The following is a 25,721-nucleotide window of genomic DNA, read 5'->3' on the forward strand; positions in this document are numbered from 1 at the left end:
AGTCACTTTTGTCGGTATTAGGCGCTTTTGTGTGCATGCTAAAGTCGGTATAATCACGCGTAATAATCTCTAAATTAATTCCCGGCTTGGTTCGCGTTTAGTGCCGGGTCGACTATTCATAAGTGACCGCATGTCAGAGTTAACACAACAAATAAGTAAACGTCGTACTTTTGCGATTATTTCACACCCCGATGCGGGTAAAACCACCATTACCGAAAAAGTTCTATTATTCGGACAAGCCATCCAGAAAGCGGGCACAGTTAAAGGCCGAGGGTCAAACCAACACGCTAAGTCAGACTGGATGGAAATGGAAAAAGAACGTGGCATCTCGGTGACCACCTCGGTAATGCAGTTCCCTTATAACGAGCGTTTAGTTAACCTGCTAGATACCCCAGGGCACGAAGACTTCTCTGAGGATACCTACCGTACTTTGACCGCCGTGGATTCGTGTTTGATGGTGATTGATGCCGCTAAGGGTGTTGAGGATCGAACTCGTAAGTTAATGGAAGTCACCCGTTTACGTGACACCCCTATCGTCACCTTTATGAACAAACTGGACCGTGATATCCGCGATCCAATGGAGTTATTGGATGAGGTGGAAACTGAGCTCAATATGATGTGTGCCCCCGTAACCTGGCCCATTGGCTGTGGTAAGGAATTCAAAGGGGTCTATCATTTGCACCGTGACGAGACGATTTTGTATCAAAGCGGTCAAGGCCACACCATTCAAGAGTTGCGCATCGTCAAAGGGCTGGATAACAGTGAATTGGACGAAGCGGTGGGTGAGAGCTTAGCGCAACAACTGCGCGAAGAAATTGAGCTGGTGCAAGGAGCGTCCAACGAATTCGATTTAGAGTTATTTTTGAGTGGTGAGTTAACCCCGGTTTACTTCGGTACTGCGTTGGGCAACTTTGGCGTTGATCATATGCTTGATGGCTTGACCGAGTGGGCTCCGGCCCCCTTACCGCGCGCCACCGATGATGGCAACAAAGTGGGTGCTGAGCACGAAAAGTTCACAGGCTTTGTGTTTAAAATTCAGGCCAACATGGACCCCAAACACCGTGACCGTATTGCCTTCATGCGCATTGTCTCGGGCAAGTACAGCCAAGGCATGAAGATGAACCACGTGCGTATAGGCAAGCAAATCAGTATTTCTGATGCGGTGACCTTTATGGCTGGTGACCGCGAGCGTGCTGAGCACGCCTATGCCGGGGATATTATTGGCTTGCACAACCATGGCACCATCCAAATTGGTGATACTTTCACCGACGGAGAAAAGCTTAAGTTCAGCGGTATTCCTAACTTTGCCCCAGAGCTATTCCGCCGTATTCGCCTTAAAGATCCACTTAAGCAAAAGCAGTTGCTTAAAGGCCTCGTACAGCTATCGGAAGAGGGCGCGGTGCAGGTGTTTAGACCGCTTGCCAATAACGACTTAATTGTTGGCGCCGTTGGGGTGCTGCAGTTTGATGTTGTGGTTGCACGCTTAAAAGCCGAATACAAAGTGGATGCCATCTATGAAAGTGTCAACGTTAATACGGCGCGTTGGGTAAGCTGTGATGATGTGAAGAAATTTGAAGAGTTCAAGCGCAAGTGTGAGCAAAACCTAGCCTTAGATGGCGGAGATAACCTGACATACATCGCCCCAAGTCGCGTAAACTTGAACTTATCCATGGAGCGTTACCCAGAGGTAACCTTTAGCGAAACGCGCGAGCACTAAAGCGCCACTGAGCAACTGTATTAATCGTGGTCAGCCCTCGCTGGCCCTTATTGCAAGGTAACTGCAACTATGAACATTAAGCAAATTCTGATTGAAAAAGCCAACGCTGCGATGATCGCTGCGGGACTTGAGCAAGGCACGAATCCAGCGGTGACGCAAAGTACGCGTCCGCAATTTGGTGATTACCAAATTAACGGTGCTATGGGCGCCGCGAAAAAGCTAAAAACTAATCCGCGTGAACTAGCGCAAAAAATTATCGATAACCTGGATGTGAGCGATATCGCCGCCGAGGTCGAAATAGCAGGCCCAGGCTTTATTAACATTCACCTCAAACCGGCGTTTTTAGGCGCCGGTGTCGAAGCTGCAAGCCAAGACGGTAAACTCGGTGTAGCGCAGCACCCGCAAGCAGATACAGTGGTGGTGGATTACTCATCGCCCAACCTTGCCAAGGAAATGCACGTGGGCCATTTACGTTCCACCATTATCGGTGATGCTGTGGTACGTGCCTTGGAGTTTCGTGGTGATAAAGTAATACGGCAAAACCACATGGGCGATTGGGGTACGCAATTTGGTATGCTTATCGCGCATTTGGAAGACATGCTTAATGAGGGCGTTGATCTAGAGTCCGTAGCGCTTGCTGATTTAGAGACATTCTATCGTGACGCCAAAAAGCGTTTCGACGATGAAGCCGGTTTTGCTGATAAGGCGCGCGAGTATGTTGTACGCCTACAACAAGGCGATGCGCACTGTAATAAGCTGTGGCAACTTTTCATTGATACTTCGGTCAAGCACTCCGAAGAAGTATACAAAAAGCTGAATGTCACCCTGACTCGCGATGATATTAAAGCGGAAAGTGCCTACAACAGTGAGTTGCAGCGCATGATTGAGGTGCTTAAAGAAAAAGGACTGGCGCAGGAAGACCAGGGTGCGCAAGTGGTCTTTTTAGATGAATTAGCCAACAAAGACGGTGAGCCATCGGTGTTCATCGTGCAGAAATCCGGCGGTGGCTTTTTATATTCAACCACAGACCTTGCCGCTTGTGACTATCGCTCTAATGATTTGCAAGCCGACCGTATCTTGATTTTCGTTGATGCTCGTCAAAGCCTGCACTTTAGCCAAGTTGAGCTGACAGCACGCAAGGCCGGCTTTTTACGCGAACAAACCAGCTATGAATTCTGTCCTTTTGGCACCATGATGGGCGAGGATGGTAAACCGTTTAAGACCCGTACTGGCGGTACCGTTAAACTTGCCGATTTACTCGATGAAGCGGTGACTCGCGCCAAAGCAAAGCTCGCCGATAGCGACTCTCCTCATAGTGCGCAAGAGCAAGAAGAAATCGCCCGGAAAGTGGGAATTGGCGCGGTAAAATATGCCGACCTATCGAAAAACCGTACCAGTGACTACATCTTTAACTGGGATACCATGTTGAGCTTTGAAGGAGCCACGGCGCCTTATCTGCAATATGCCTATACGCGAGTGAAAAGTATTTTCCGTAAAGCCGGCATTGATAGCACCACTCATCAGGCACCGGTTGTGATTGCTGCGCCGCAGGAAAAAGCGCTGGCTATCAAGCTGATGCAATTTGAAGAAGTGCTTGATCAAATGATCAGCGATGCCACACCTCACGTACTATGTGGGTACTTGTATGAGCTGGCGAGCTTGTATATGAGCTTCTATGAAGCTTGTCCGGTACTTAAAGAGGGCGTCAGCGACGCAGATAAAAATAGCCGCTTGGTGCTGTGTTCATTGGTAGCAAAAACCTTGCACAAAGGGTTAGACCTGCTTGGCATTGAGGTGATGGAGCAAATGTAATCAGCTCAATGTTTGCTGATATTTTACCCTCTAATCGACCGAACCGCGCTTTATCCAAAGTCGGCTGGTGGGGAGGTCGATTACACACATCCCCCAATAGGCTTTGTTTTAGAACAGGCTGAGTGACTGGGAGGTGACATAGCTTAGTTGATTGTCGGGTATTCTTGGCGCTTAGTGAGAAGGAATGAATATGAAATTGGAAGATATTCGTCGTGAGTATTTGCAAGGTGGATTAGATGAAACCATGCTCGATGCGACGCCAGTAGCACAGTTTGAAAAGTGGTTACAACAAGCCATTGATGCGCAAATCCCCGATCCGACGGCCATGGTCGTAGCCACCGTTGACGAGCAGGGTCAGCCTTCGCAGCGTATTGTGTTGCTTAAGCATGTCGATGAGCAAGGATTTGTGTTCTTCACTAATACAGGCTCACGCAAAGCGCAGGAACTTGCCCAGAATAATAAAATTAGTCTGCACTTCCCGTGGCACATGTTTGAGCGTCAAGTCATTGTTTACGGCGAGGCCAAACCGTTGCCAACATCGCGAGTGGCAAAATATTTCTTATCGCGGCCAAAAGAAAGCCAGTTAGCGGCATGGGCTTCTAGCCAAAGTCGGCCGGTGTCATCACGTCAGGCGCTTATGGAAAAGTTTGCGCAAATGAAAAGTAAGTTTGCTAAAGGTGAAATCCCGTTGCCTGATTTTTGGGGAGGATACTGTGTCGAGCCGACTAAGGTTGAGTTTTGGCAAGGAGGAGCGCATCGCCTTCATGATCGCTTTATGTATCGTCGTCAGCCAGATGGGAGCTGGCGTGTCGAGCGTCTAAACCCTTAAATGCGTTTTATCGATTCTCATTGCCACCTCGATTTTAGCGAGTTTAATGGCCAGCGAGAGGCGATAATAGCGAATGCCCAAGCATTGGGCGTGGAGCAGTTTATTGTGCCTGGCATTAGCTTGGCACAATCCCAGCAGTTGCTCGACTTCAGCCAGCACCATGGGCCCATTCATATCGGTGCTGGTTTACATCCCTACTTTCTATCGCAACACGCGAGTGAACATATAGTCGGCCTAGGCGAACTGGCAACAGCGCATAAGCACCGTTGGTGCGCCATAGGAGAGTGCGGCCTTGATCGCAGTATTGGAGAAATGGACAAGCAAGTGGCGCTCTTTGAAGCGCAGATTGCCTTAGCGAATGAACTGGCGTTGCCACTCATTGTTCATCACCGTCAGAGCCATGACTTAATCGCCGCGAGTTTTAAGCGTTGTCAGCCGCGTTATGGCGGCGTGATCCATGCGTTTTCTGGATCCGAACAAGTGGCTAAATACTATATCAAGTTAGGCTTTAAATTGGGTGTGGGCGGAACCATTACCTATGCTCGATCGGTCAAGACCCAGCAAGCACTGCGTAGTGTCGCAATAGAGCATCTGCTATTGGAAAGTGATGCACCGAGTATGCCGCTTTGCGGATACCAAGGGCAAATCAATACGCCAGAGCGTATTCCTCAAGTGTTTATAGCCCTAGCACGGCTATTGCAATGCCAAGACCTCAGCGCCTTAAGTGAGCAGCTCTATTTTAACTGCTTAGCTTTTTTACGAAAGTAACGCTTTAACTGCCAACGTTTTAATCCTCGTCCAAGCTGCCAAGTGAATACGCAGGTGATCAATAGCATAAGAAGCACTTGGCGACCGACCTCATGAAAATATCGGTGACTGTCATCAATGGCGACTTGGGGCAGGTAATTAACGCGAGCAAAACCGATGGGTTTATTGCTTTGCAATGAGGTGATGGGGATGACAATAGGTTGACTCAATTTACTCACCCCCGGGGTTGCTTGTGTGACCCCAAACTCACGTTGGTAGGGACTAAACGCCTCACTGAGCGCCATCGCAGTGCCGTGAGCATCATAAATGGCTGCACTTTGGATACTCGAGTCTGTGCTCAATTGATTGGCCAAATGTCCCAAACGAGGCTTGTTGCTCTGCTCCAAAGGCTCCGCTGCGGTCAAGGCTAACTGCTCGGTGAGGCTTTTGGCATATTGATAGCTTTGCTGGTAGAGCATTTGGTGGCCTTGAAAGCTGGTATTAAAGGCCATCCAAGTCAGTAATACAAAGCAAAAAGCGGCAAACACCAAGCGCAGTAGCCGTTGCCACTGCGATGTTCGAACCGGATTTTTCACTTGTTTATTTTTCATATCATGGGTGTACTTACTGACTTTCATCGCTAAGGGTGATTAAATTAAGCATCCGTTGTCATCAGCTAACGTGTTCACCTATTTGGAGTTTTAATGTCGCACCAAAGCATGCTCTTGTCTACTTTAGCACAGCAAGACGATTTGTCTTTACAGCAAACCCTAAGTTTAAATACTTGGTATTCCTTTGACGATTCGCCTTTAGTGGCAAGTCAGCAGAGCGAACAGCCACTGGCTTATGTCAGTGTATTTGGTTTTCAACTGGGCATGCACGTTGCTCAACTGGCACAGCATCTGCGTGACTGGCAATGTCAGGTGCAGGCGGTGGTCCGGTATCACGCCGATGACGATTTACCTCCAGGGTTTGCGTTCGCGATTGCTAACCCCCAGGCTGAGCTTAACTCTCAGCTAAAGCAATATGCAGCTGAAAACGCAGTGCAGTGCGCGCTGCTGAGCAACCCGCCACGTTTACATGCACCTGGCTTATTAGTGATGGATATGGACTCGACGGCGATCACCATCGAATGTATTGATGAAATTGCGCGCTTAGCAGGGGTGTACGACGAGGTCGCTGCGGTCACCGCACAAGCGATGGGTGGGCAGTTGGAATTTAGTGACAGCCTGCGTCAGCGCGTCGCGAAACTAGCGGGCGTTGAGTTGTCTTTGCTTGCAGAGCTCAAAGAGCAGCTTCCCTTGATGCCAGGGATCGACCACCTATGCGCAACGCTAAAACGCCATAATTGGCATTTGGCCATCGCCTCGGGAGGATTTATTCCATTTGCTGAGCAAGTACAAAAACAACTCAAATTAGACCGTATTCATGCCAACCAATTAGCAGACGATGGCCACGTGTTAACCGGAGTGGTCAATGGGGATATTGTTGATGCGCAAGAAAAAGCACGCTTTTTATTAGCTTACCGCGATGAGTTGGGCGTGGGCGCAGAGCAAACGGTGGCCATCGGTGATGGTGCCAATGATCTGCTTATGATGCACGCAGCTGGGCTAGGTATTGCTGTCCACGGTAAGCCTAAAGTGGTGGCGCAGGCTCCCACCGCCATCAATGCTGGCAGTTTAGCGCAGATACTGTATCTACTCAGTATTCCCGAGTTCAACTAACCTAAACGCTGTAGCCACAGGCTGCGGCGTTCAAGCATTTTCTGGTAATCCTGAACTTCTATATCACAGAGCTTTGGCACTAACTCATCAATAGCGAGGGCATCAATCACGCCCTCTACACGCCATAGCGCTTGCTCTAACTCTTTGGCTTTATGCAGCGCATAGTGACTGATGTACTTCAGCTCACTGATCAGGTATTTCGTGTCTGGGCGGCCGGTTTTCGATAAATGCAGGCGAAACGCAAACAACAAGCCCGATTTAAGCGCCTTGTTCACAAAGGGCAGCAGTGAGCTGTAGTCCTCTTCGGTGCTAATACAGCGGCTGGTGACTGCGCTACTGAGGTCGTCTTTTTTAAGGTTTAAGCGAATAAACAGGTCGAAAGTTTTGGGCTTATCTTGGCGGTTTCCATCGCGTAGGGTATCACTGAGCTGTTGGAACTCCTTGATGCTCAGTAAGGGTTTTAAGTTTATTTGCGTAGAGAATTCACCAAACTGACGCCAAATATGGTGAATCGCGCTTTGATAACGTCCTTCACCTATTGCACCAAGCTCCAGGTGTGCTTCTTCTTTGGTAATATACAGCGGTGTTTGCGCTAGATTCTTGACCACAATATTACGCAAGGCTTTGGATAGCCCCGGCACTTTCGGCTCTTCCTCACACACTTGCAGTTTGTCTTTGTTGTTCTCTACTAGTTGCGAGAAAAACTGTACGCCAACATGGGGTTGCTTACTTTTTTGGTAGGCTTTTAAATTTAAAATGGTGCCGGTCTTACTGACAGCCATCACCTCGTAAGGCAGCTGAGTGAGCTCAAATTTTTTCGTTATTTCTTGCAGTTGCGGTAAGCGCAGATAAATAACATCGCCTTTTTTGGTCTCAGGCGCTGGCTGGCTCAGCTCTATTTGCATTCCTAGTACACTGAAATCACGAGATTGTGCTGACATCGGCGCTGCCAAACCACTTTCAACGGTCACTTCTGTTTGGTACAGATACCGTTTGTGAGCCCGTAAGTTAGCATACTCCAAAGCAACGACTTCAAGCTCTGGCTCTGCCACTTTACGATGGCCAAATACTTTGAGCTGGTTGACCAAGCTTTTATCGAGTCGGTAGCGGCGCTTGTGTGCGGTTAAATTAGCAGAGCTCACCTCCGATAAGGTACACAGGTACTTTAGACCCTTTAAATAGCTTTGCACTCGAGCGCTCGGAGGCTTATTAAGTTTAGCGATGGCTTCGCCGGCACTGTCGGGGAGCGAGAGTGGAATATGGGAGTCTTCGCTTTGCACGGGAACCAATTGCAACTTAAATACCCGCCAAGACGGCTTCCTACTGGCATAGGAAAAAAATAACGAGCGTAACTTAGGGTAGGTGGCCAGTTCGATATCGGTGGCGCTGTAAAAGAAGACCTTGCCATTTTGGGTGTGACTAAAGCTGTAAAGTAGGGTTGATTTGACTTGCCCCTTGCGTGCCAAAATGCTGCTTATGCGCTGCGTATTAAGAATACTCGGCAGCACAGAGCGGCGCTCTTCATCACTGAAATAATAGTGAATGTAGGCATTATTCTCGGTGGTAAGCAGCAGTTTAGGGGTGAGCTTTTTATCGTTTACGCAAATGAAACTGAACAGCGAACTGACCCTTGGCAAGTAATACTGCTCATAACCTTTGGTTAAAACCGCATCGAGGGTGTTATCAAGGTTGACCTTGTAGCGGCGTTTATTACCGTTAATAAAGCGCGCCAGAAACTCATCGAACCCAGGGGTTGTCTCGCTACCAGTGCGCTTCATGCGGGCGTAATAAAAGTCGATGGTGCTCGCAGGATCTATGCCGACAATTTCATATTCTAAGCCGTTTTTGAGGCCCAGTTCGAAATCTTCCTCTAGACCGGTAAAGCGAACCTGCACTTTTTGACCGCGCTCAAGCATGGCATGACTAGGCAATTTGAGCTTACATCCCCCCAAAGAAATATCGCTGCTTTTACCTTCTATGGTTTTGTCATTCACCATAACACTGACTTTGATGGTGTAATTCATGCGCTCTTGCTGACGAAAATCATAGGAGGCAAAGTGGATGACACGGGCACTTTTTTCAGTATTTTCCGGCTGTGGTGTTGCACCTTGGCGTAATTGGCGCTGATTGTTCACCTCTTCCATCACCATTTCATAGACAGCCATGGTGTAGTCGCCGAAGCGAGCGACGCCTTTTTCAAAGGTTGCGATGGCTTGAGCATCCATAAAATGCTGCTGACTCTTGTATGAGTAGCTTTGCACTTCACCGGAAGCCGTGCCGCGTAAATCAATGGTGCGACTGCACGGCTGACGAAGACGATTAAACTCCATCTTTATAATAAATTGATCGCCCTTAGGTAGTTGTGCCGTTTTAGCGGCAAAATCGCGGCTAAAGCTCGCCTGCCCGAGGCTTTGCTTGAGTTCGTCAACTAAGGGTTGGTGTTTTAAAAGGGTGTCTTCAGCCATGCATTAAACCATTACCCAGTCGGCAAAAACCGTTATACTGGGTGTCAAATTATTGTTTATTCGTTATTTAAACGATTTATCCAGCAAAAATTATGCCCGTAATATGGTAAAAAAGAAAACAGCTTTTGTATGTAATGAGTGTGGTGCTGAGTTTGCGCGTTGGCAAGGCCAATGTAGCGAGTGCAAAGCATGGAACACAGTAACCGAATTTCGCGTGCCCTCGGTTAAATCGGCGCCACGCAATAGTGCTGCGAGCGGCTATGCCGGCATGGTTGAGGCCAAAATTCAAACTCTGGATGAGGTTAATCTTGAAAGCCTGCCACGCTTCTCCACCGGGTTTGTTGAGTTTGACCGCGTGTTAGGGGGCGGTGTGGTGCCGGGGAGTGCCATTCTTATCGGTGGTGAGCCCGGAGCCGGTAAAAGTACTATTTTGCTGCAAACCATGTGTGGTCTCGCAGAAAATATGAAAACCCTGTATGTCACCGGGGAGGAGTCTTTGCAGCAAGTGGCTATGCGGGCAAAGCGTTTGGGGTTGCCCACCAATAAACTGCAAACCTTAGCCGAAACCAATGTCGAAACCATTTGCCAGCTGGCGCTAAGAGAAAAGCCCGGGATCATGGTCATAGATTCCATTCAAGTCATGCATATGGCCGATGTGCAATCGGCACCAGGTAGTGTTTCCCAGGTAAGAGAAAGTGCGGCGTACCTCACCCGTTTTGCTAAACAAAATCAAATAGCCATGATCATGGTGGGCCATGTGACCAAAGACGGCTCCTTAGCCGGCCCCAAGGTATTAGAACACTGCATTGATTGTTCTATTTTACTTGAAGGTAGCAGTGATAGTCGGTTTCGTACTTTGCGTGGTCACAAAAACCGCTTTGGCGCAGTAAACGAGCTTGGGGTGTTCGCCATGACTGGGCAAGGGTTGCGCGAGGTAAAAAACCCTTCGGCTATTTTCCTGAACCGCTCACAAGAGCAAACACCGGGCTCGTTAGTGATGGTGGTATGGGAAGGTACCAGACCGCTACTGGTGGAAGTGCAGGCGCTCGTCGATTATTCGCAGCTTGCAAACCCTCGTCGCGTCACGGTGGGTTTGGAGCAAAATCGCCTCGCGATGTTATTGGCGGTGCTACACCGCCATGGCGGTTTACAAGTGGCCGATCAGGATGTGTTTGTTAACGTCGTCGGTGGTGTTAAGGTCACGGAAACCAGTGCTGATTTAGCTTTGATTGTGGCTTTGGTGTCCAGTTTTAAGAATTATAGCTTGGCCCGTGAGCTGGTGGTATTTGGTGAAGTTGGCCTGGGTGGGGAGATTCGTCCAGTGCCCAGTGGTCAAGAACGACTGCGTGAAGCCGCGAAACATGGCTTTAAACGTGCTATTGTACCCATTGACAATAAACCGAAAGAGGCAATCGAGGGCATGGAAGTCACAGCAGTCGCAAGCTTAAGCGATGCACTCGATGCGTTATTTTAAAGTAATGTCCAAACTAGGAGGGAGCTGGACACTCCCAAGGAAGTCAACATGAAAAAACTACTCATTGTCGGTGCCGTGGGTGCCATCGCCATTGGCGGTTACAGCTATGCCAATTATTATGTGTCGAAAGAAGCGCGCAAGGGCATTGATCAGCAGCTAATGCAAATTCAAACGCAAACAGGCCTTGATATCCGCTACGACGAGATTTCTGCCAATGTATTGGACAATGCGTTGGCGTTGGCCGACATTTCTGTCAATGACCACCTCGGCGAGCAAATTGCTCAGATTGAGCGTGTTGAAATGACCGGCTATGAGCCGAATAAGGTTTCTGAATATGCTCGTGTCGAAATCAAAGACTTAACTTTCTCAGGCGCCGCAGTGCAAGGCATGGATGAGCTTAAAGGCGAGAATATCAATGTCTTGAGTGAGTTCACTTATGATGAAAAAAGTGGTGATGCGGATATTTTTACCAAGCTCAATGCAGGTAAATTGGCCGATGTTGAGTTTAGCTTTGCCATGACCAATTCACAGGCGTTAATGGCAGTGTCGCAGCAACTTAATGAGATGCAACAGCAATCACAACAAGAGCAGGGGAACTTACAGCAACAGCTGGCGCTACAAAGCCAGATGATGAGTGCTGTGACCGAGTTGGTGCCAAAGAAAGTGAGCTTTAAATTAGCCAACAACGGTAAGCTCAAGGCGCTTCTTGAGCGCCTAATTGGCGAGCAAGGCATGACCTATGAGCAATTCCAACAAAATGCCCAGCAACAATTGAGCATGTCACCGGCGCCGGTGGTATTGCGAGAAGCGGCACTGAATTTTATCGAGGGCACGGAGCAGTTTGAAGTCTCTATGCAGGTTCCCGAAAATACCTCGGTGGCAGAGATTAATCAGCAAATGATGACACTAATGGGTAAGCCGGAAGAGTTGGCTAACTACTTTAGCTTGCATGCTGTAGGTAAATAATGACGACCCATAGCGCGCACGGATGTGGGCGGTAAAATTCGAGAAGGCACCTGAAGGTGCCTTTTTTGCTCTTGTAATTATATTATCCACCCTCAGGTCTATACTCAAAACGTTTTTACATCATCAGGAGCGACAATGAGTAAATCGACCTACACTCCACCACAAGTTTGGCAGTTCGATAGCGAAAGTGGCGGCAAATGGGCAAGCCTAAATAAACCCACAGCAGGGGCCACGTTCGAGCAGCATCTGCCAAGCGGGCAGCATCCCTTTCAGCTGTACTCTATGGCTACTCCTAATGGCCAAAAGGCCACGATTATGTTTGAAGAGTTGCTGGAGCAGGGAATTAAAGACGCCGAATACGATGCTTTTTTAATCGATATTAGCGAAGGCGACCAGTTTGGTTCTGACTTTGTTGCCATTAACCCGAACTCAAAAATCCCGGCGTTACTGGACACTTCAAGCACCCCCGCCACACCGGTTTTTGAATCGGGAGCAATACTGCTTTATTTAGCACAGAAATTTGCCACGCTTATCCCTTCAGAGCCTTATGCGAAGGCGCAGTGTATGAATTGGTTATTTTGGCAGATGGGCAGCGCACCTTATCTAGGTGGCGGTTTTGGTCACTTTTATGCTTATGCGCCAGAGCCGATGGAATATCCCATCAATCGCTTTACCATGGAAACTAAGCGCCAGTTGGATGTGTTAGATAAGCACTTGGCGCAAAACGAGTATATGGCCGGTGAGCAATACTCTATTGCCGATATTGCTATTTGGCCTTGGTATGGGGCCTTGGTGTTAGGACGGTTATACGATGCCGCTGAGTTTCTCAGTGTACACGAGTATAAGCATGTGTTGGCGTGGGCCAAGAGAATTGACGCTCGGCCTGCAGTAAAGCGGGGCCAACGAGTTAATCGCGTATGGGGTGAGCCGAGCGAGCAACTCAAAGAGCGCCATGCCAGTAGCGACTTTGATACCTAAACCAACAGCCGCTTAGATTGGCGAGAGTCTGGGTATTACGCTAGAAGCTCGCCTACTTTAATGCCCAAGGCAAAAATACCCACGGCCACTAAAAAGGCAATGAGGGTGATATGGCCGCGACGTTCTTTCGCTTTGTCTTTGTTATTATTGTTAGAGTCCATAAGGCGATCCCTATTGGTTGTTGTTGATCAAAAAAGCACAGCCGAAGCTGTGCTTTTTAGTCTACCTATACAAACCATTTAGTGCAAAATTCGCGCACGTATGGTGCCGTCCACGGCGCTGAGCTCTTTCAATGCCACTTCGGAGTGGTCGCTATCCACATCAATAACGACATAACCTATGTTGTCATCGGTTTGTAGGTACTGCGCGGCAATATTAATACCATGCTGTGCAAACGCTTGGTTAATTTGTGTCAGCACACCAGGGCGGTTTTGGTGAATGTGCAACAGGCGACTGCGATTCGCCAGTTCTGGCAGGGCGACTTCAGGGAAATTGACGGCTGTCATTGTTGAGCCGTTGTCGGAGTATTTAGCGAGCTTACCGGCCACTTCCACACCAATACTTTCTTGCGCTTCTTGCGTGGAGCCGCCAACATGGGGGGTTAAAATAACGTTGTCGAATTGGCGCAGTGGCGAGACAAATTCTTCATCGTTTGATTTCGGTTCAACAGGGAACACATCGATGGCCGCGCCGGATAAGCTGCGCTCTTCGAGTGCTTCGGCAAGGGCGTCAATATCGACAACGGTGCCGCGTGAGGCGTTAATCAAGATACTGCCTTTTTTCATGACCGCCAACTCAGCGGTGCCGATGAGATTCTTTGTTTGCGGGGTTTCCGGCACGTGTAAACTGACTACATCCGATTGCTGCAGTAATTTAGTGAGATTTTCTACTTGCTGGGCATTACCTAAGGATAACTTATCTTCGATATCGTAATAACGCACTTGCATGCCAATGTTTTCAGCCATAATGCCCAACTGAGTACCGATGTGGCCATAGCCTATGATACCCAATGTTTTGCCTCGAGCCTCAAAAGAACCTTCTGCTGATTTCAGCCACTGGCCTCGGTGAGCCATCGCATTGCGTTTAGGAATACCGCGCAGTAACAATAAAATCTCACCCAGCACTAATTCGGCGACCGAGCGAGTATTGGAAAATGGTGCGTTGAAGACCGCAATCCCCCGGCGCTTCGCGGCGTCGAGGTCAACTTGGTTAGTACCAATACAGAAGCAACCGACAGCGACCAGCTTTTGCGCCGCATCTAAGACCTTTTCTGTGAGTTGCGTACGTGAGCGCAAGCCAACGAAGTGCACGTCGCTAATGCGCTCTACAAGTTCACTTTCAGGTAGCGAGGTTTTAACGTAATCGATATTGCTGTAACCGTTGCGTTTTAGCGTTTCCACCGCACTTTGGTGTACGCCCTCTAGCAAGAGAATCTTAATTTTGTCTTTTGCTAACGATACCTTACTCATGTTCCTCATTCCTCTAACGTGTAGTAGGCCCCTGCGCAGTACCAACGACAACAGCATCGGCACCACGATGGGCAAATAGGCCGTTGGTTACAACACCGACGACTTGGTTTAATGTCTGCTCAAGCGACTTGGCATCAACAATATGTAAATTATGCACGTCCAAAATGACATTGCCGTTATCGGTGGTGACACCTTGGCGATAAACCGGGTCGCCCCCGAGTTTAACAATTTCACGGGCGACATAGCTGCGCGCCATCGGGATCACTTCCACTGGCAGTGGGAACTCACCCAAGGTATCGACGATTTTGCTCTCATCAACGATACACACAAAGCGCTTGGCCACCGCCGCGACAATCTTCTCACGAGTCAATGCCGCACCGCCGCCTTTGATCATTTCATTGTTGGCGTTGATCTCATCGGCGCCATCAACATAAATATCGAGGCTACTGACATCATTGAGCTCAAATACCTCTATTCCCAACGCTTTTAACCGTTGTGTTGAGGCTTCAGAGCTGGAAACGGCGCCACGAATCGTGTCTTTTATCGACGCCAGTGCATCAATAAAGTGATTCACAGTAGAACCGGTGCCAACACCAACAATCGTGTCGCTTTTTACATAGTCTAGCGCTGCCCAAGCAGCCGCTTTTTTCATTTCATCTTGAGTCATGGTGTGCTCATTAAAGAGTTAATAGCAAAGGGTTTCGGTTAGTGTATCACTGTGCACCGGGGCGATAAATTGTCTTCGGTGTCACAATATAATCAAGTGGCACATCCCAACTCGCGACCGGTAGTTGCGCCACTTCTTGGCATTGATGGGCAATGCCTATGAGCAGAGGGCGCTGACTTCGATCGGCGGGGATTTGTGCTAATGTGCGGTCATAATATCCGCCACCCATACCCAACCGATTGCCTTGACTATCAAATGCAACCAGTGGCGTGAGAATATAATCTAACTGCGCAACCGGACACACATGACTGCAATTCAACTTGGGTTCCAAGATACCATAGCGGTTTGTGCTCATGGGTGAATTTTCTTCATACCTCTGAAAGAGCAAATGAGTCTTTGAAAAGGGGTGAATAATGGGCAGGTTTGGCACTGCTTGTTTAGCCCATAAGTCTTCAAATATGGGAGATAGGCTGGGTTCCCCATCGTTCGCCAAATACCCACCTACTTGGGTCCCTTGAGCAATCTTTGCTACTTGAAGAAAATTAATAATGAGGTCGTTGGCGGCACGTTTTTGTTCAGAAGTGGATAAGCTTTTTCTCATTTCCCGCATCTTCTTGCGGATGTCAATACGTTGCTGATTAAACTGATTCGCACTCATAGCTTAAAAAGTCAGTAATTCGGGGTAGATGAAAGCCAACGCGAGCACACCAAGCAGAAGCACAATCAGCGCGATTAAGGTAAATAAAGGCCAACGTTTGCGACTTGGCTGAGGCGCCAGCTCGAGCTCCTCGTCGAGGCTGAGATCAACGGCAAAATCATCATTCACTTCATTGCTAGAATTTTGCTGCAGCTGATCATTGAGGCGGTTATCCATATCATCAAGACGTTCCTCAAGGCGAATAAGGCTACTGGTAATATAATCAAGCGCCGCCAAAATTTGCTCGTCTCTAGCCGCGGACGATGCCGTATTCGCGGTCTCATTGGCCGTACTTTGCATGCTTTGCAGTCGTGTACGAATGCCTAACGAAGCCAACACCTTAGCTTGTTTTAATGCTTTGGCTTTATCACTGGGAGCAAAGATACTACGCCCAGTAAAAAACGCTTGCGCCTGCTTGGGTGACAGTTTGAGTTTCTGCTGCAACGCATGTGCGACTTCGGTTTGCTCAAGACCCTCATCGAGGCTGGCGAATACTAACCTATATTGTTCACTCATAGATATCCTGCTGTGCTGATACAGCTACAACGATTGTGTAGTTGTGAGTATAAATCCTTTTTTTTAAAAAGAAAAAGCCCACCATTGGGTGGGCTTTAATCGATACAGTGAGTACCCGGCTTAGTATTTAGCCGCTGCTCCTTGTTCTGGCAGAGCGTTCAAAATAAACTCGCGCAAATCGTTGTTTGAGCTTTCTAGATCAGCTCGACGTAAATACATCATATGGCCACTGCGGTAACCTTTAAAGCTCAAGCGCTCTTTCATTTTACCGCTTGGGTCTAGCTGCCACATCGTGTACTTGGCATCAAAATAGTTGGTCGCACCATCGTAGTAGCCTGATTGGATTAGCACATTGAGGTAGGGGTTTTGTGCCATCGCCAAGCGTAGGTTTTCACCAGTGTTGTTATTGCTACGGTCCCAAGGGTGCACCGAGCCAAACATGTTGTATTTCACATCGGTTTTGTAATTTAGCTCTTCACTAAGGTAGTAATTGATAGCCGGTGTGAACGAGTGCAACCAAGAAGTCAGTTCCGCCCAGTAATCTGGACGCTCGCCAGTATCACGCTTATCAATACCTAAATAACGCGAGTCCAAACGTCCTACTGTTTGCCCGCGCTCACGCAATAGCTCTTTCCAAAAAGACATGGTGGGCACATCGAGGTTGTTGCGCTCAATATAGGTTTCAGAGACGCCTGCATAGCGGGCCATTTGTGCAACGATGCGACGTTTTTCATCGTCAGAGATAAAGCCACCTTTGGCCAATGCCGGGATCAGCTCATTGACAGTGAAAGTTTCTACTTCGCTTAAAAACGGCTCGAGGTCCATGTTTTGGTACTGCTCATCTAGCGCCTTATGATACCACGCTGTGGCAGCGAAGTAGGGCAGGCGATTAGCGGCTTCCACCGGGCCTTCGCGTTTGATACCGATCTCAGTGGGCGACACCAGCACCACACCGTTGAGGTACATCCATTGGCTGTTTTGTAACTCTAACGCCAAACCGGACACCCGGGTGGTGCCATAGCTTTCACCAATTAGGAATTTGGGCGAGCGCCAGCGATTATGACGGTGTACAAAGGTATTGAGCCACTCAGCTAAATATTGAATATCGGCGTTAACGCCAAAGAACATGTCCTTTTGCTTGTCGCGGCTAGGCATTTTGCCATCAGCGTCCGGCAGTACGCGAGAGTACCCGGTATTGACCGGGTTCACATAGACAATATCCGCTACATCTAGCACCGAGTAGGGGTTTTCTTTAACACCGTAGGGTTGGACTGGGTAACCCTCGTCATCAATTTTTAATACCTTGGGACCGGTATAAGCTAGGTGCATCCAAACCGATGCCGAGCCAGGCCCACCATTGAATGAAATAAGCAGCGGACGCTGGGTGTCATCATCAACACCATTACGCTTATAGTAGGTGTAGTGCAGTGTGGCCACAGCATGGCCTTGGTCGTCCCACACCGGCTGTGTGCCCGTCTCGGCGGTGTACGATAAGCGATCGCCATTGATGCGCGCTTTGTGCTCGGTAATAACTTTACTATCGATATCAATTTGGCGGCTGTGCTGCGAGGCGTCGTGCTGATCGACCTCGGCAACAGCCAGTGGCGAAAGTGCCACTGCAAGAGTTAGGCTCAATGCCTTTAATTGTGTTGCGAACATGATTCACCCTTAGTTCCTGTAGTTTTCTCCATTAAAGGAGTTCAAAGTGACAAGTACAAGTTAATGCGACAAGTGGGGAGCAATCACTGTGGCGATACGAGCACTAAAATCACTATCAATGGTCAGCCCCATCGGCGCCAGTCGAGTATCACGCAATTGACAATCCTTGGGCCGTGGTGCAGCGTTGCTATCCACACTGGCAGCACTGAGACTGTTGGGGTCAATATGTAATAGCGGTGCCATGGCTTGGGCCATTGTCAGCTTAGTGAGCTTTTCGCTGGCACTGATATGGAATATACCGCTTAGGTCGTTGTTCATCATGTGCAGCGCATTACTGAGCACATCAGCAATATCGTTAACATCCGTTGGCAAGCGCTGCGCCTCATCATCAAACTGCTGTTGTCCGGCTTTTAGTTGTGCTGCAATGGTGGTCACAGCCGATTCTTTTAAATGAGAAACTTCACCGTAAAGTACCGGGATACGGACGATGGCTGCGTCGGGGTAGTTTGCTTGTAATAGTGTTTCACTGCGCGCTTTGGATTCACCATAGAGGTTCAGTGGGTTGACGGCAGCGCCTTCTTCATAGGGCGGGTGCTGGCCATCAAATACGTAATCAGTACTAATAAAGATGAGTCGGCATTGGTACTCGGTGCATAACTGGGCGATATGTTCGGTAACCTCGCAGTTCAGTTGTATGCTGCGTTGCGGGTCGGTATCAAATTGGTCTGGGTTGCGCTCAGCGGCTGCATGAATAAACACCTCGGGGCGATGCTTTGAAAAAAGCGCGGACAATGCCTCGGCATCGGTCAGGTCGACTTTAACAAGTGGTGGCTGAGCACGGGAAAAACCTAACCCAATCACTTGGTGATGCGGCGCAAGACGCTGATAAAGCGCACGGCCGAGTAATCCGGTTGCGCCGGATAGCATGATAGTAGACATAATAAAAACGCAGGTCATCTATTGGTGGAACTCACCCTAGCGACACAAGTTTATAAAGTCAAAGATGTCCTTTAATGCCAAAGTGTGGTTAAATTTGGTCCGCTTAATGAAAGATATTCACCTTGGAGTTGGCGATGGCCCGAGTATTGATTGTTGAAGATAGTAAAGTTGTGCAGCAAGTATTGCGCCATTTGCTAACGCAAAAATTTGCCCGTGAATTTATTAAGCACGTTGATTTTGCTTGGAATTATGAGCAAGCCCAAGAGCTACTTGAGCAGCACACATATGATTTGGCGTTGGTTGACATGACCTTGCCAGACTGTGCCAGTGGCGATGCTGCACGCCTGACGATTGAACATAATGTCGCTTCAGTCATTTTAACCTCGAGTATGGACGAGTCTCAGCGCCAACAGATGCTGGAGCTCGGCGTGGTTGATTATGTTATTAAAGATAACCGTGACTCCTACCTTTATGCCGTGCGTCTATTAACGCAGCTACTGCGTAATAAAGGTCTACCAGTGCTGGTGGCTGATGATTCGCAATTAAGCCGACAAGTACTTAAGCAGTTACTACAGCGTCAGCTTTATCATGTTATTGAGGCTGAAGACGGTGAACAAGCGCTGGCGATATTGCGTGAAGACACCAGTATCAAGCTGCTGCTATGTGATTATGCTATGCCGAAAATGGACGGCTTCGAATTAGTACGAGCGGTGCGTAACCACCGAGGCCGTGATGATTTGGCCATTATTGGTATTTCCGGGGCGGGCAACAATGGTTTATCGGCTAAGTTTATCAAATACGGCGCCAATGACTTTTTGACCAAGCCGTTCATGAATGAAGAATTTCATTGTCGCGTGCTGCAAACGGTAGAGCAGTTGCATTTAATCGAACAAATTAAAGCCACGGCAGAGCGTGATTACCTCACCGGCATGTTTAATCGTCGCTATTTACAGGAGCATGGTCGGCGCTTATTTGCAAAAGATAAACACGCTGTCACGGTGGCGCTTATCGACGCCGATAACTTCAAACAGATCAACGATCAGTATGGTCACCAAGCCGGAGACAGCGCGCTTCGACAGCTTGCCCAGCGACTACAGCAGCACCTTGATGAGCACATTGTTGCGCGTTTTGGTGGCGAAGAGTTCGCCGTGTTGGCACATTGTCACGACAGTGCACAATTGCAGCAGCAGCTGGAAAATGTAAACGACTCGCTGCGCGATGAGCCAATCGAACTGGCTGATAGCACGCATACACTGAGTGTCAGTATTGGCTTAGCAGCGATGAATCATCATGACTTTGATGCCTGCTTAAGTGCTGCCGATAAAGCCCTTTATCGCGCCAAGGCGCAAGGTAAATGTCAGCTGGTGTGTGAATAACATCATCGCTGTGATGAGTTAACGCACAACTTTGGCCAGAGCGACTGATAAACGCACCACAATGGTGCGTTTTTTTATGCTTAGATAAGTTAATACGCTGTTAAATAAAGGGAATTTAAACTGGCATAAAGGTTGGATTGGTCCTTAGACAATAATAATGAATATTGCCTAAGGGGGCCGTATGAAAATGATCAGCGCCATCATCAAGCCATTCAAACTTGATGAAGTACGCGAAGCCTTGGCGGAGCTGGGTATAGAGGGGATGACTGTGGTTGATGTTAAAGGCTTTGGCCGGCAACGCGGACACACCGAACTCTATCGCGGCGCCGAATACCAGGTGGACTTTATTCCCAAAATTAAAATCGAAATCGCAACCTTAAGCGACAACGTCGACAGAGTGGTTGAACTCATCACCCAGGTGGCCTCCACTGGCAAAATTGGCGACGGTAAGATTTTCGTTTATGACCTTGACCAAATTGTGCGCATCCGTACGGGTGAGCTCGACGAAGAAGCGATTTAAGGGGAGCCATCATGGAAAATACGGTTGTAGAATTACAGTTTTCACTCAATACCTTTTACTTTTTAATCTCCGGGGTGCTGGTGATGTGGATGGCAGCAGGCTTTGCTATGCTCGAAGCAGGGCTCGTGCGCTCTAAAAACACCACCGAGATTTTAACGAAAAACATCGCTTTGTATGCTATCGCTTGCACCATGTACTTGCTGATTGGGTATAACATCATGTACGTGGATAATGCTGAGGGCGGCTTTATACCTAGCTTTGGAGCCTTGATAGGCACCCAAGCCAGTGATGCCGATCATGCGCTAGAGTCTGACTTTTTCTTTCAAGTTGTCTTTGTTGCCACCGCCATGTCGATTGTCTCTGGCGCTGTCGCAGAGCGTATGAAGCTGTGGGCGTTCTTAATCTTCTGTGTTGCTCTCACTGGCGTGCTATACCCACTTGAAGGCTACTGGACATGGGGTGGAGGCTTTTTATCGGAAATGGGCTTTATTGATTTTGCCGGCTCAGGCATTGTGCATGGCGCGGGTGCATCAGCAGCGCTGGCCGGTGTGTTACTGCTCGGTGCGCGCCGGGGTAAATACGGTAAAAACGGTGAAATTTACCCCATTCCTGGTTCTAACTTGCCACTGGCAACACTGGGCACCTTTATTTTGTGGATGGGCTGGTTTGGTTTCAATGGCGGCTCCCAGTTATTTATTAGCGATGCTGAGAATGCCACCGCAGTGGGTAAAATCATGCTCAACACCAATGCTGCCGCAGCAGCCGGTGCCGTGGCTTCCTTACTTGTGTGTAAAACTTATTGGGGTAAAGCCGATTTAACGATGGTATTAAATGGTGCTCTTGCTGGACTAGTGGTGATCACCGCCGAGCCGGCGTCACCTTCACCCTTGTTGGCTATTTTGCTTGGCGCGATAGGGGGCATTGCCGTTGTCTTTAGCATTGTCGCTTTGGATAAGGCGCGTATTGATGACCCAGTGGGTGCTATCTCGGTGCATGGGGTGTGCGGTGCTATTGGCTTAATGTTAGTGCCCTTGTCTAATGCTGACGCCAGCTATGCTACGCAGTTAATTGGTTTATTGTGTATCTTTGGCTTCATGTTCGTAGCGTCGTTTATTGTTTGGGCGATTTTGAAGAAAACCATCGGCATCCGTGTCGGCGAGGAAGAAGAGCTCAACGGTATGGACCAACATGATTGCGGTATTGATGCTTATCCAGAGTTCGTGTCTGTACGTTCCAGTTAAGCTCACCCGTTCCCATAGAACGCCAGCCCCTATGCTGGCGTTTTTTATGCTTATTTGCTGCTGCATAAGTCAGTCACAGTTAAGTTTTACCACGCTAGAGTTCACTCGCACCCTGCTTGGCATGCTCGTGGGCGGTTAATTTCAATCACGAGTGTGCTAAGCTTCCCAACAATTTCACCCTAGCTAGCATTTGCACATACATGGCGTCGAAAAAATCTCCCAGCAAAAAGAAGTCCAATTCCAAAAAAGCAGCCTCTAAGCAGCCATCATCAACCTTTAAGCGGGTTATGAAGCGGTTATTTTCCATTGCCTGGAAGCTGGCTTTAGTCACATTCATTAGTGTGGCCTTGTACATGATTTATCTCGATGCCAAGGTAACCAGGCAGTTTGAGGGCAATAAGTGGCAGTTACCTGCGCAGGTGTACGCGCGGGCAATGAACTTTTATCCTGGGCAATACCTATCTCTTGAGGAGGTAGAGTGGGAGCTGCAACGGCTAAACTACACGCAAGTGACTAAGCTTGCTCATACAGGGCAATACGAACAAAGTCGAACTCGATTACGCATTTATCGTCGTGCTTTTGAGTTTGCCGATGGCGCAGAGCAAGCACATATTATTGAGCTGCGTTTCAAAGGTGACCGCTTAGCCAGCGTACAAAATAATATTGGTCAGCGCTTAGAGCGTGCGCGACTGGAGCCGGTGCAAATTGCTCGTATCGGCAATGACAAAACCCAAGACCGTGAATTTTTGCCCCTAGATAAGTTCCCACCATTATTAAAAGAGACCTTGCTGGTGGTGGAGGATCAGGACTTTTATCAGCATCACGGTGTCTCGCTTTGGTCAATTATGCGCGCTTTGTATGCCAATATTCGAGCTGGGCGCACGGTACAAGGCGGCAGTACGTTAACACAGCAGCTTGCGAAGAACTTTTATTTATCGCGAGAGCGCACTTTAGTTCGCAAGATCAACGAGGCGTTAATCGCGCTGATCTTGGATTATCGCTATTCCAAAGATGCCATACTAGAGGCCTACCTTAATGAGGTTTACCTAGGTCAGTCATACACTAAAGGCGTGCATGGTATGGGGCTGGCATCGGAGTTTTACTTTTCCAAGCCTGTTGATGAGCTGGAGTTTGACCAAATTGCGCTACTGGTCGCTTTGGTGAAGGGGCCGTCGTACTATAATCCGCGACGCTATGAAGAGCGCGCCATGGAACGACGCGACTTAGTACTGCGGTTAATGGCCGAAAATGGTTTGCTAACAACCAACGAATATCGTCGGGCCCTAAAACGGCCTCTAGATATCGTGGCGATGCGTCGTGATATTAATAAAACCTACCCAGGCTATTTAGAGCTGGTTAATCGTGAGCTCAAAGAGTTACTTCCCAATAAAGCCACATTGGATGCTGGAGTGCGGGTATTTACATACCTTGATTTACAAAAGCAAGAAGCGATGGAAGCGTCAATTGAAAAGTCGCTCCCCTATTTAGAACGGCGCCCGAAAACACAGCAGTTGGAAGCGGCGATGCTGTCAGTTAATCGTGAAGTAGGGGGCGTATCTGCCTTGGTTGCTGGACGCGATGTCCGTTATTCCGGTTTTAACCGGGTACTGGATACTAAACGGAATATCGGCTCTTTGGTGAAACCTGCGGTGTATTTAACAGCCTTGCAGTTACCACAATATAACTTAGGGACTTTGTTGGATGACAGACCACTGGAGGTGACTGACGAGCAGGGTGAGGTTTGGCAACCTGACAACTTCGACCATCAACACCGAGGAATGTTGCCTTTATACCGTGCCTTTAGCCAAAGTATTAATATTCCAGCGGTCAATTTGGGGTTAGACGTGGGTGTCGACAAGGTTGCCAATACTTTACAGGGGTTGGGTGTGCAGTCGCGTATCAATCAATATCCATCGCTGCTTTTGGGGGCATTGGAGTTGTCGAGCTTTGAAGTGGCGCAAATGTACACCACATTGGCGAATGATGGCGCTTATGGCCAGCTAAGTAGTATTTCGGCATTGACTGATAACAGTGGCCGGGTGCTGTATCGCCATCAGTTTTCCCCGCAGCAACGTTTTGCTAAAGATGCGATGTATATGACCAAATATGGTATGAAACGGGTGACTAAAGATGGCACGGGTAAGCGTTTAAATAAACACTTCCCAACGATTCAATTGGCTGGCAAAACAGGCACCAGTAACAACTTACGTGATAGCTGGTATGCTGGGTTTGATCAAAGTACCGTCACTGTGGCTTGGGTGGGCCGAGATGACAACCAAAGTACCGGATTAACCGGCTCGGTGGGGGCATTGGAACTCTATATTCGTTATCTGCGCCAGCTCAACCCTCAATCTATCGCCGATACTCGTCCTGAAGGTATTCGTTGGGCTTTCGTTAACGAGGCCACCGGTGAGCAAGCACCTCCTGGTTGTGGCAAGGTTATCCAGCTCCCGGTGCGCGAGCGCGAGTTTAATCCACGCCCTCCGTGTCGCCAGTAACAGCCGTTAATCGATATGCATTAAAAAGCCGCCTCAAGGGCGGCTTTTTGTCAGCTAATGAGCCATGGGTTTATGGCTTCACCGCCTTATAGCTTTGCAAATGCACGCTCAGCGGCGGCAATCGTTGCTGCTATTTGCTCATCGCCATGAGCGGCGCATACAAACCCAGCCTCAAACGCTGATGGAGCGAGGTACACCCCCTCTTCTAGCATTAGGTGGAAAAAGCGCTTAAAACGCTCAAGGTCACATTCAGTAGCTTGCTGGTAGCTGCTTACTTGCTCGGCGTCGGTAAAGAAAAAGCCAAACATACCGCCTGCATAGTTAGTTGTTAGGGCGATCCCTGCTTTGTCAGCGGCCGCTTGGAAACCGCTACACAGCGCCTTACTCTTCGCTTCCAGCTGCTCATGTAAACCTGGCTCGCTGAGCAGCTGCAAGGCTTTTAAGCCAGCTGCCATGGCGATGGGGTTCCCAGAGAGAGTACCGGCTTGATAAACAGGCCCAACTGGCGCGATATAGTCCATGATTGCTTGTTTACCGCCAAAAGCGCCCACCGGCATGCCGCCGCCGATCACTTTACCTAAACAGGTCAGGTCAGGGGTAATGTTGTAATAAGCTTGAGCACCGCCTAGTGCAACGCGAAAGCCGGTCATTACTTCATCGAAGATCAGCACACTGCCGTGTTCATCGCAAATTTCACGCAGGCCCTCTAGAAAGCCAGGTTGTGGTGGAATGCAATTCATATTGCCAGCCACCGGCTCGATAATAATACAGGCGATGTCTTGTGGATACTCGGCAAAAATAGCCTTCACTTCGTCAAGGTTATTGAACGACACAGTGAGGGTGTGTTTGGCAAAATCTTCTGGGATCCCTGGTGAGTTTGGCACTCCCATGGTTAATGCCCCAGAGCCTGCTTTAACCAGCAAAGAGTCAGCGTGGCCGTGATAGCAGCCTTCAAACTTTAGAATCTTATCGCGACCGGTGTAACCACGCGCCAAACGAATCGCGCTCATGGTGGCTTCTGTACCAGAGTTAACCATGCGCACCGAATCAATGGAAGGTACTAATTCTTTTACCTTCTCAGCCATATCAATTTCGGCTTCGGTAGGTGCGCCATAGCTCAAGCCGCGCTCTACCGCTTGATGTACTGCTTGCTTAATTTCAGGGTGGTTGTGGCCTAAAATCATCGGTCCCCAAGAGCCCACGTAGTCGATGTATTTTTTGCCATCGGCATCATAGGTGTATGCACCTTCGGCATGAGTGATAAACAATGGCGTACCACCTACACCATTGAAAGCACGTACGGGAGAGTTAACGCCACCGGGAATAGAGGCTTGGGCGCGGGAATATAAGTCTTGGCTTTTGCTCATAATGCTTCCTATAAATTCGGGTCAGTTGACCTTTTAAGTGTGTAGCAGCTCACTTGGCAT

At 48.7% G+C, this 25,721-nt stretch carries 22 protein-coding genes; 12 read left to right on the plus strand and 10 right to left on the minus strand.

Features of this window, described 5'->3' with window-relative positions:
* The first annotated feature begins 118 nt into the window (after positions 1-118).
* From prfC to MHM89_RS09755, 4 genes are all read left to right on the plus strand, one after another.
* The gene (gene prfC, locus MHM89_RS09740; RefSeq protein WP_026111022.1) at positions 119-1,717 is read left to right on the plus strand and encodes a peptide chain release factor 3; all 1,599 of its coding nucleotides are present in this window, start codon (positions 119-121) and stop codon (positions 1,715-1,717) included.
* Between the two features lie 69 nt (positions 1,718-1,786).
* Positions 1,787-3,529, plus strand: a complete 1,743-nt coding sequence (gene argS, locus MHM89_RS09745; protein ID WP_239408685.1) for an arginine--tRNA ligase — start codon at positions 1,787-1,789, stop codon at positions 3,527-3,529.
* Positions 3,530-3,719: 190 nt separating this feature from the next.
* Positions 3,720-4,358 (plus strand): pyridoxamine 5'-phosphate oxidase, encoded by a 639-nt coding sequence (gene pdxH / locus MHM89_RS09750; protein WP_022944344.1) that lies wholly within the window; start codon positions 3,720-3,722, stop codon positions 4,356-4,358.
* On the plus strand, positions 4,359-5,126 hold the full coding sequence (locus MHM89_RS09755) for a TatD family hydrolase (RefSeq protein ID WP_235419372.1): 768 nt from the start codon (positions 4,359-4,361) through the stop codon (positions 5,124-5,126).
* Here the strand turns inward: MHM89_RS09755 and MHM89_RS09760 are convergent.
* A complete protein-coding gene (locus MHM89_RS09760) occupies positions 5,093-5,716 on the minus strand; it encodes an AhpA/YtjB family protein (RefSeq protein ID WP_026111023.1) in 624 nt (207 codons plus the stop codon). The two genes, MHM89_RS09755 and MHM89_RS09760, sit on opposite strands and share 34 nt — an antisense overlap.
* A 93-nt stretch (positions 5,717-5,809) precedes the next feature.
* Between MHM89_RS09760 and serB the strand changes: the two genes are divergently transcribed.
* On the plus strand, positions 5,810-6,829 hold the full coding sequence (gene serB, locus MHM89_RS09765; RefSeq protein WP_239408686.1) for a phosphoserine phosphatase SerB: 1,020 nt from the start codon (positions 5,810-5,812) through the stop codon (positions 6,827-6,829).
* Here serB and MHM89_RS09770 read toward each other — a convergent pair.
* On the minus strand, positions 6,826-9,294 hold the full coding sequence (locus tag MHM89_RS09770; protein WP_239408687.1) for a PilZ domain-containing protein: 2,469 nt from the start codon (positions 9,292-9,294) through the stop codon (positions 6,826-6,828). The two genes, serB and MHM89_RS09770, sit on opposite strands and share 4 nt — an antisense overlap.
* Before the next feature lie 103 nt (positions 9,295-9,397).
* Here MHM89_RS09770 and radA point away from each other — a divergent pair, with 103 nt between their 5' ends.
* The 3 genes from radA to yghU all read left to right on the plus strand — a co-directional run bounded on the left by radA (position 9,398) and on the right by yghU (position 12,712).
* Positions 9,398-10,768: a DNA repair protein RadA gene (gene radA, locus MHM89_RS09775; protein ID WP_026111063.1), complete on the plus strand. Its 1,371-nt coding sequence runs from the start codon at positions 9,398-9,400 to the stop codon at positions 10,766-10,768.
* Positions 10,769-10,816: 48 nt separating this feature from the next.
* The gene (locus MHM89_RS09780; RefSeq protein WP_152440366.1) at positions 10,817-11,734 is read left to right on the plus strand and encodes a hypothetical protein; all 918 of its coding nucleotides are present in this window, start codon (positions 10,817-10,819) and stop codon (positions 11,732-11,734) included.
* A gap of 135 nt (positions 11,735-11,869) precedes the next feature.
* Entirely contained in the window at positions 11,870-12,712 is an 843-nt protein-coding gene (gene yghU / locus MHM89_RS09785) for a glutathione-dependent disulfide-bond oxidoreductase (RefSeq protein WP_239408688.1), read from the plus strand.
* 35 nt (positions 12,713-12,747) lie between these two features.
* On the opposite strand, the gene MHM89_RS18835 is transcribed toward yghU, so the two are convergent.
* The 7 genes from MHM89_RS18835 to MHM89_RS09815 all read right to left on the minus strand — a co-directional run bounded on the left by MHM89_RS18835 (position 12,748) and on the right by MHM89_RS09815 (position 18,659).
* The gene (locus tag MHM89_RS18835; RefSeq protein ID WP_022944597.1) at positions 12,748-12,873 is read right to left on the minus strand and encodes a hypothetical protein; all 126 of its coding nucleotides are present in this window, start codon (positions 12,871-12,873) and stop codon (positions 12,748-12,750) included.
* 78 nt (positions 12,874-12,951) lie between these two features.
* Positions 12,952-14,181 carry a phosphoglycerate dehydrogenase gene (serA, locus tag MHM89_RS09790; RefSeq protein WP_045980488.1) on the minus strand — a complete coding sequence of 410 codons (1,230 nt, stop codon included), beginning with the start codon at positions 14,179-14,181 and terminating at the stop codon, positions 12,952-12,954.
* Between the two features lie 13 nt (positions 14,182-14,194).
* Positions 14,195-14,848 (minus strand): ribose-5-phosphate isomerase RpiA, encoded by a 654-nt coding sequence (rpiA, locus tag MHM89_RS09795; protein WP_022944595.1) that lies wholly within the window; start codon positions 14,846-14,848, stop codon positions 14,195-14,197.
* A 46-nt stretch (positions 14,849-14,894) separates the two neighbouring features.
* Entirely contained in the window at positions 14,895-15,506 is a 612-nt protein-coding gene (locus MHM89_RS09800) for a 5-formyltetrahydrofolate cyclo-ligase (protein ID WP_275441798.1), read from the minus strand.
* 3 nt (positions 15,507-15,509) lie between these two features.
* Entirely contained in the window at positions 15,510-16,061 is a 552-nt protein-coding gene (locus MHM89_RS09805) for a hypothetical protein (protein WP_022944593.1), read from the minus strand.
* Between the two features lie 120 nt (positions 16,062-16,181).
* Positions 16,182-17,720, minus strand: a complete 1,539-nt coding sequence (locus MHM89_RS09810; protein ID WP_239408690.1) for a carboxypeptidase — start codon at positions 17,718-17,720, stop codon at positions 16,182-16,184.
* Between the two features lie 60 nt (positions 17,721-17,780).
* Positions 17,781-18,659: an SDR family oxidoreductase gene (locus MHM89_RS09815; protein WP_239408691.1), complete on the minus strand. Its 879-nt coding sequence runs from the start codon at positions 18,657-18,659 to the stop codon at positions 17,781-17,783.
* A 134-nt stretch (positions 18,660-18,793) separates the two neighbouring features.
* Between MHM89_RS09815 and MHM89_RS09820 the strand changes: the two genes are divergently transcribed.
* The 4 genes from MHM89_RS09820 to mrcB all read left to right on the plus strand — a co-directional run bounded on the left by MHM89_RS09820 (position 18,794) and on the right by mrcB (position 24,294).
* Entirely contained in the window at positions 18,794-20,035 is a 1,242-nt protein-coding gene (locus tag MHM89_RS09820; protein ID WP_045980492.1) for a response regulator, read from the plus strand.
* Positions 20,036-20,216: 181 nt separating this feature from the next.
* Positions 20,217-20,555: a P-II family nitrogen regulator gene (locus MHM89_RS09825; RefSeq protein WP_022944590.1), complete on the plus strand. Its 339-nt coding sequence runs from the start codon at positions 20,217-20,219 to the stop codon at positions 20,553-20,555.
* 11 nt (positions 20,556-20,566) lie between these two features.
* Positions 20,567-21,796, plus strand: a complete 1,230-nt coding sequence (locus tag MHM89_RS09830; protein WP_022944589.1) for an ammonium transporter — start codon at positions 20,567-20,569, stop codon at positions 21,794-21,796.
* Between the two features lie 287 nt (positions 21,797-22,083).
* Positions 22,084-24,294, plus strand: a complete 2,211-nt coding sequence (gene mrcB / locus MHM89_RS09835; protein ID WP_239408692.1) for a penicillin-binding protein 1B — start codon at positions 22,084-22,086, stop codon at positions 24,292-24,294.
* 86 nt (positions 24,295-24,380) lie between these two features.
* On the opposite strand, the gene hemL is transcribed toward mrcB, so the two are convergent.
* Positions 24,381-25,661: a glutamate-1-semialdehyde 2,1-aminomutase gene (hemL, locus tag MHM89_RS09840; protein WP_151173116.1), complete on the minus strand. Its 1,281-nt coding sequence runs from the start codon at positions 25,659-25,661 to the stop codon at positions 24,381-24,383.
* Positions 25,662-25,721: the final 60 nt, after the last annotated feature.

Origin of the sequence: Pseudoalteromonas sp. CNC9-20 (assembly GCF_022347875.1) — a bacterium.
GTDB classification, from domain to species: Bacteria; Pseudomonadota; Gammaproteobacteria; order Enterobacterales; family Alteromonadaceae; genus Pseudoalteromonas; species Pseudoalteromonas ruthenica.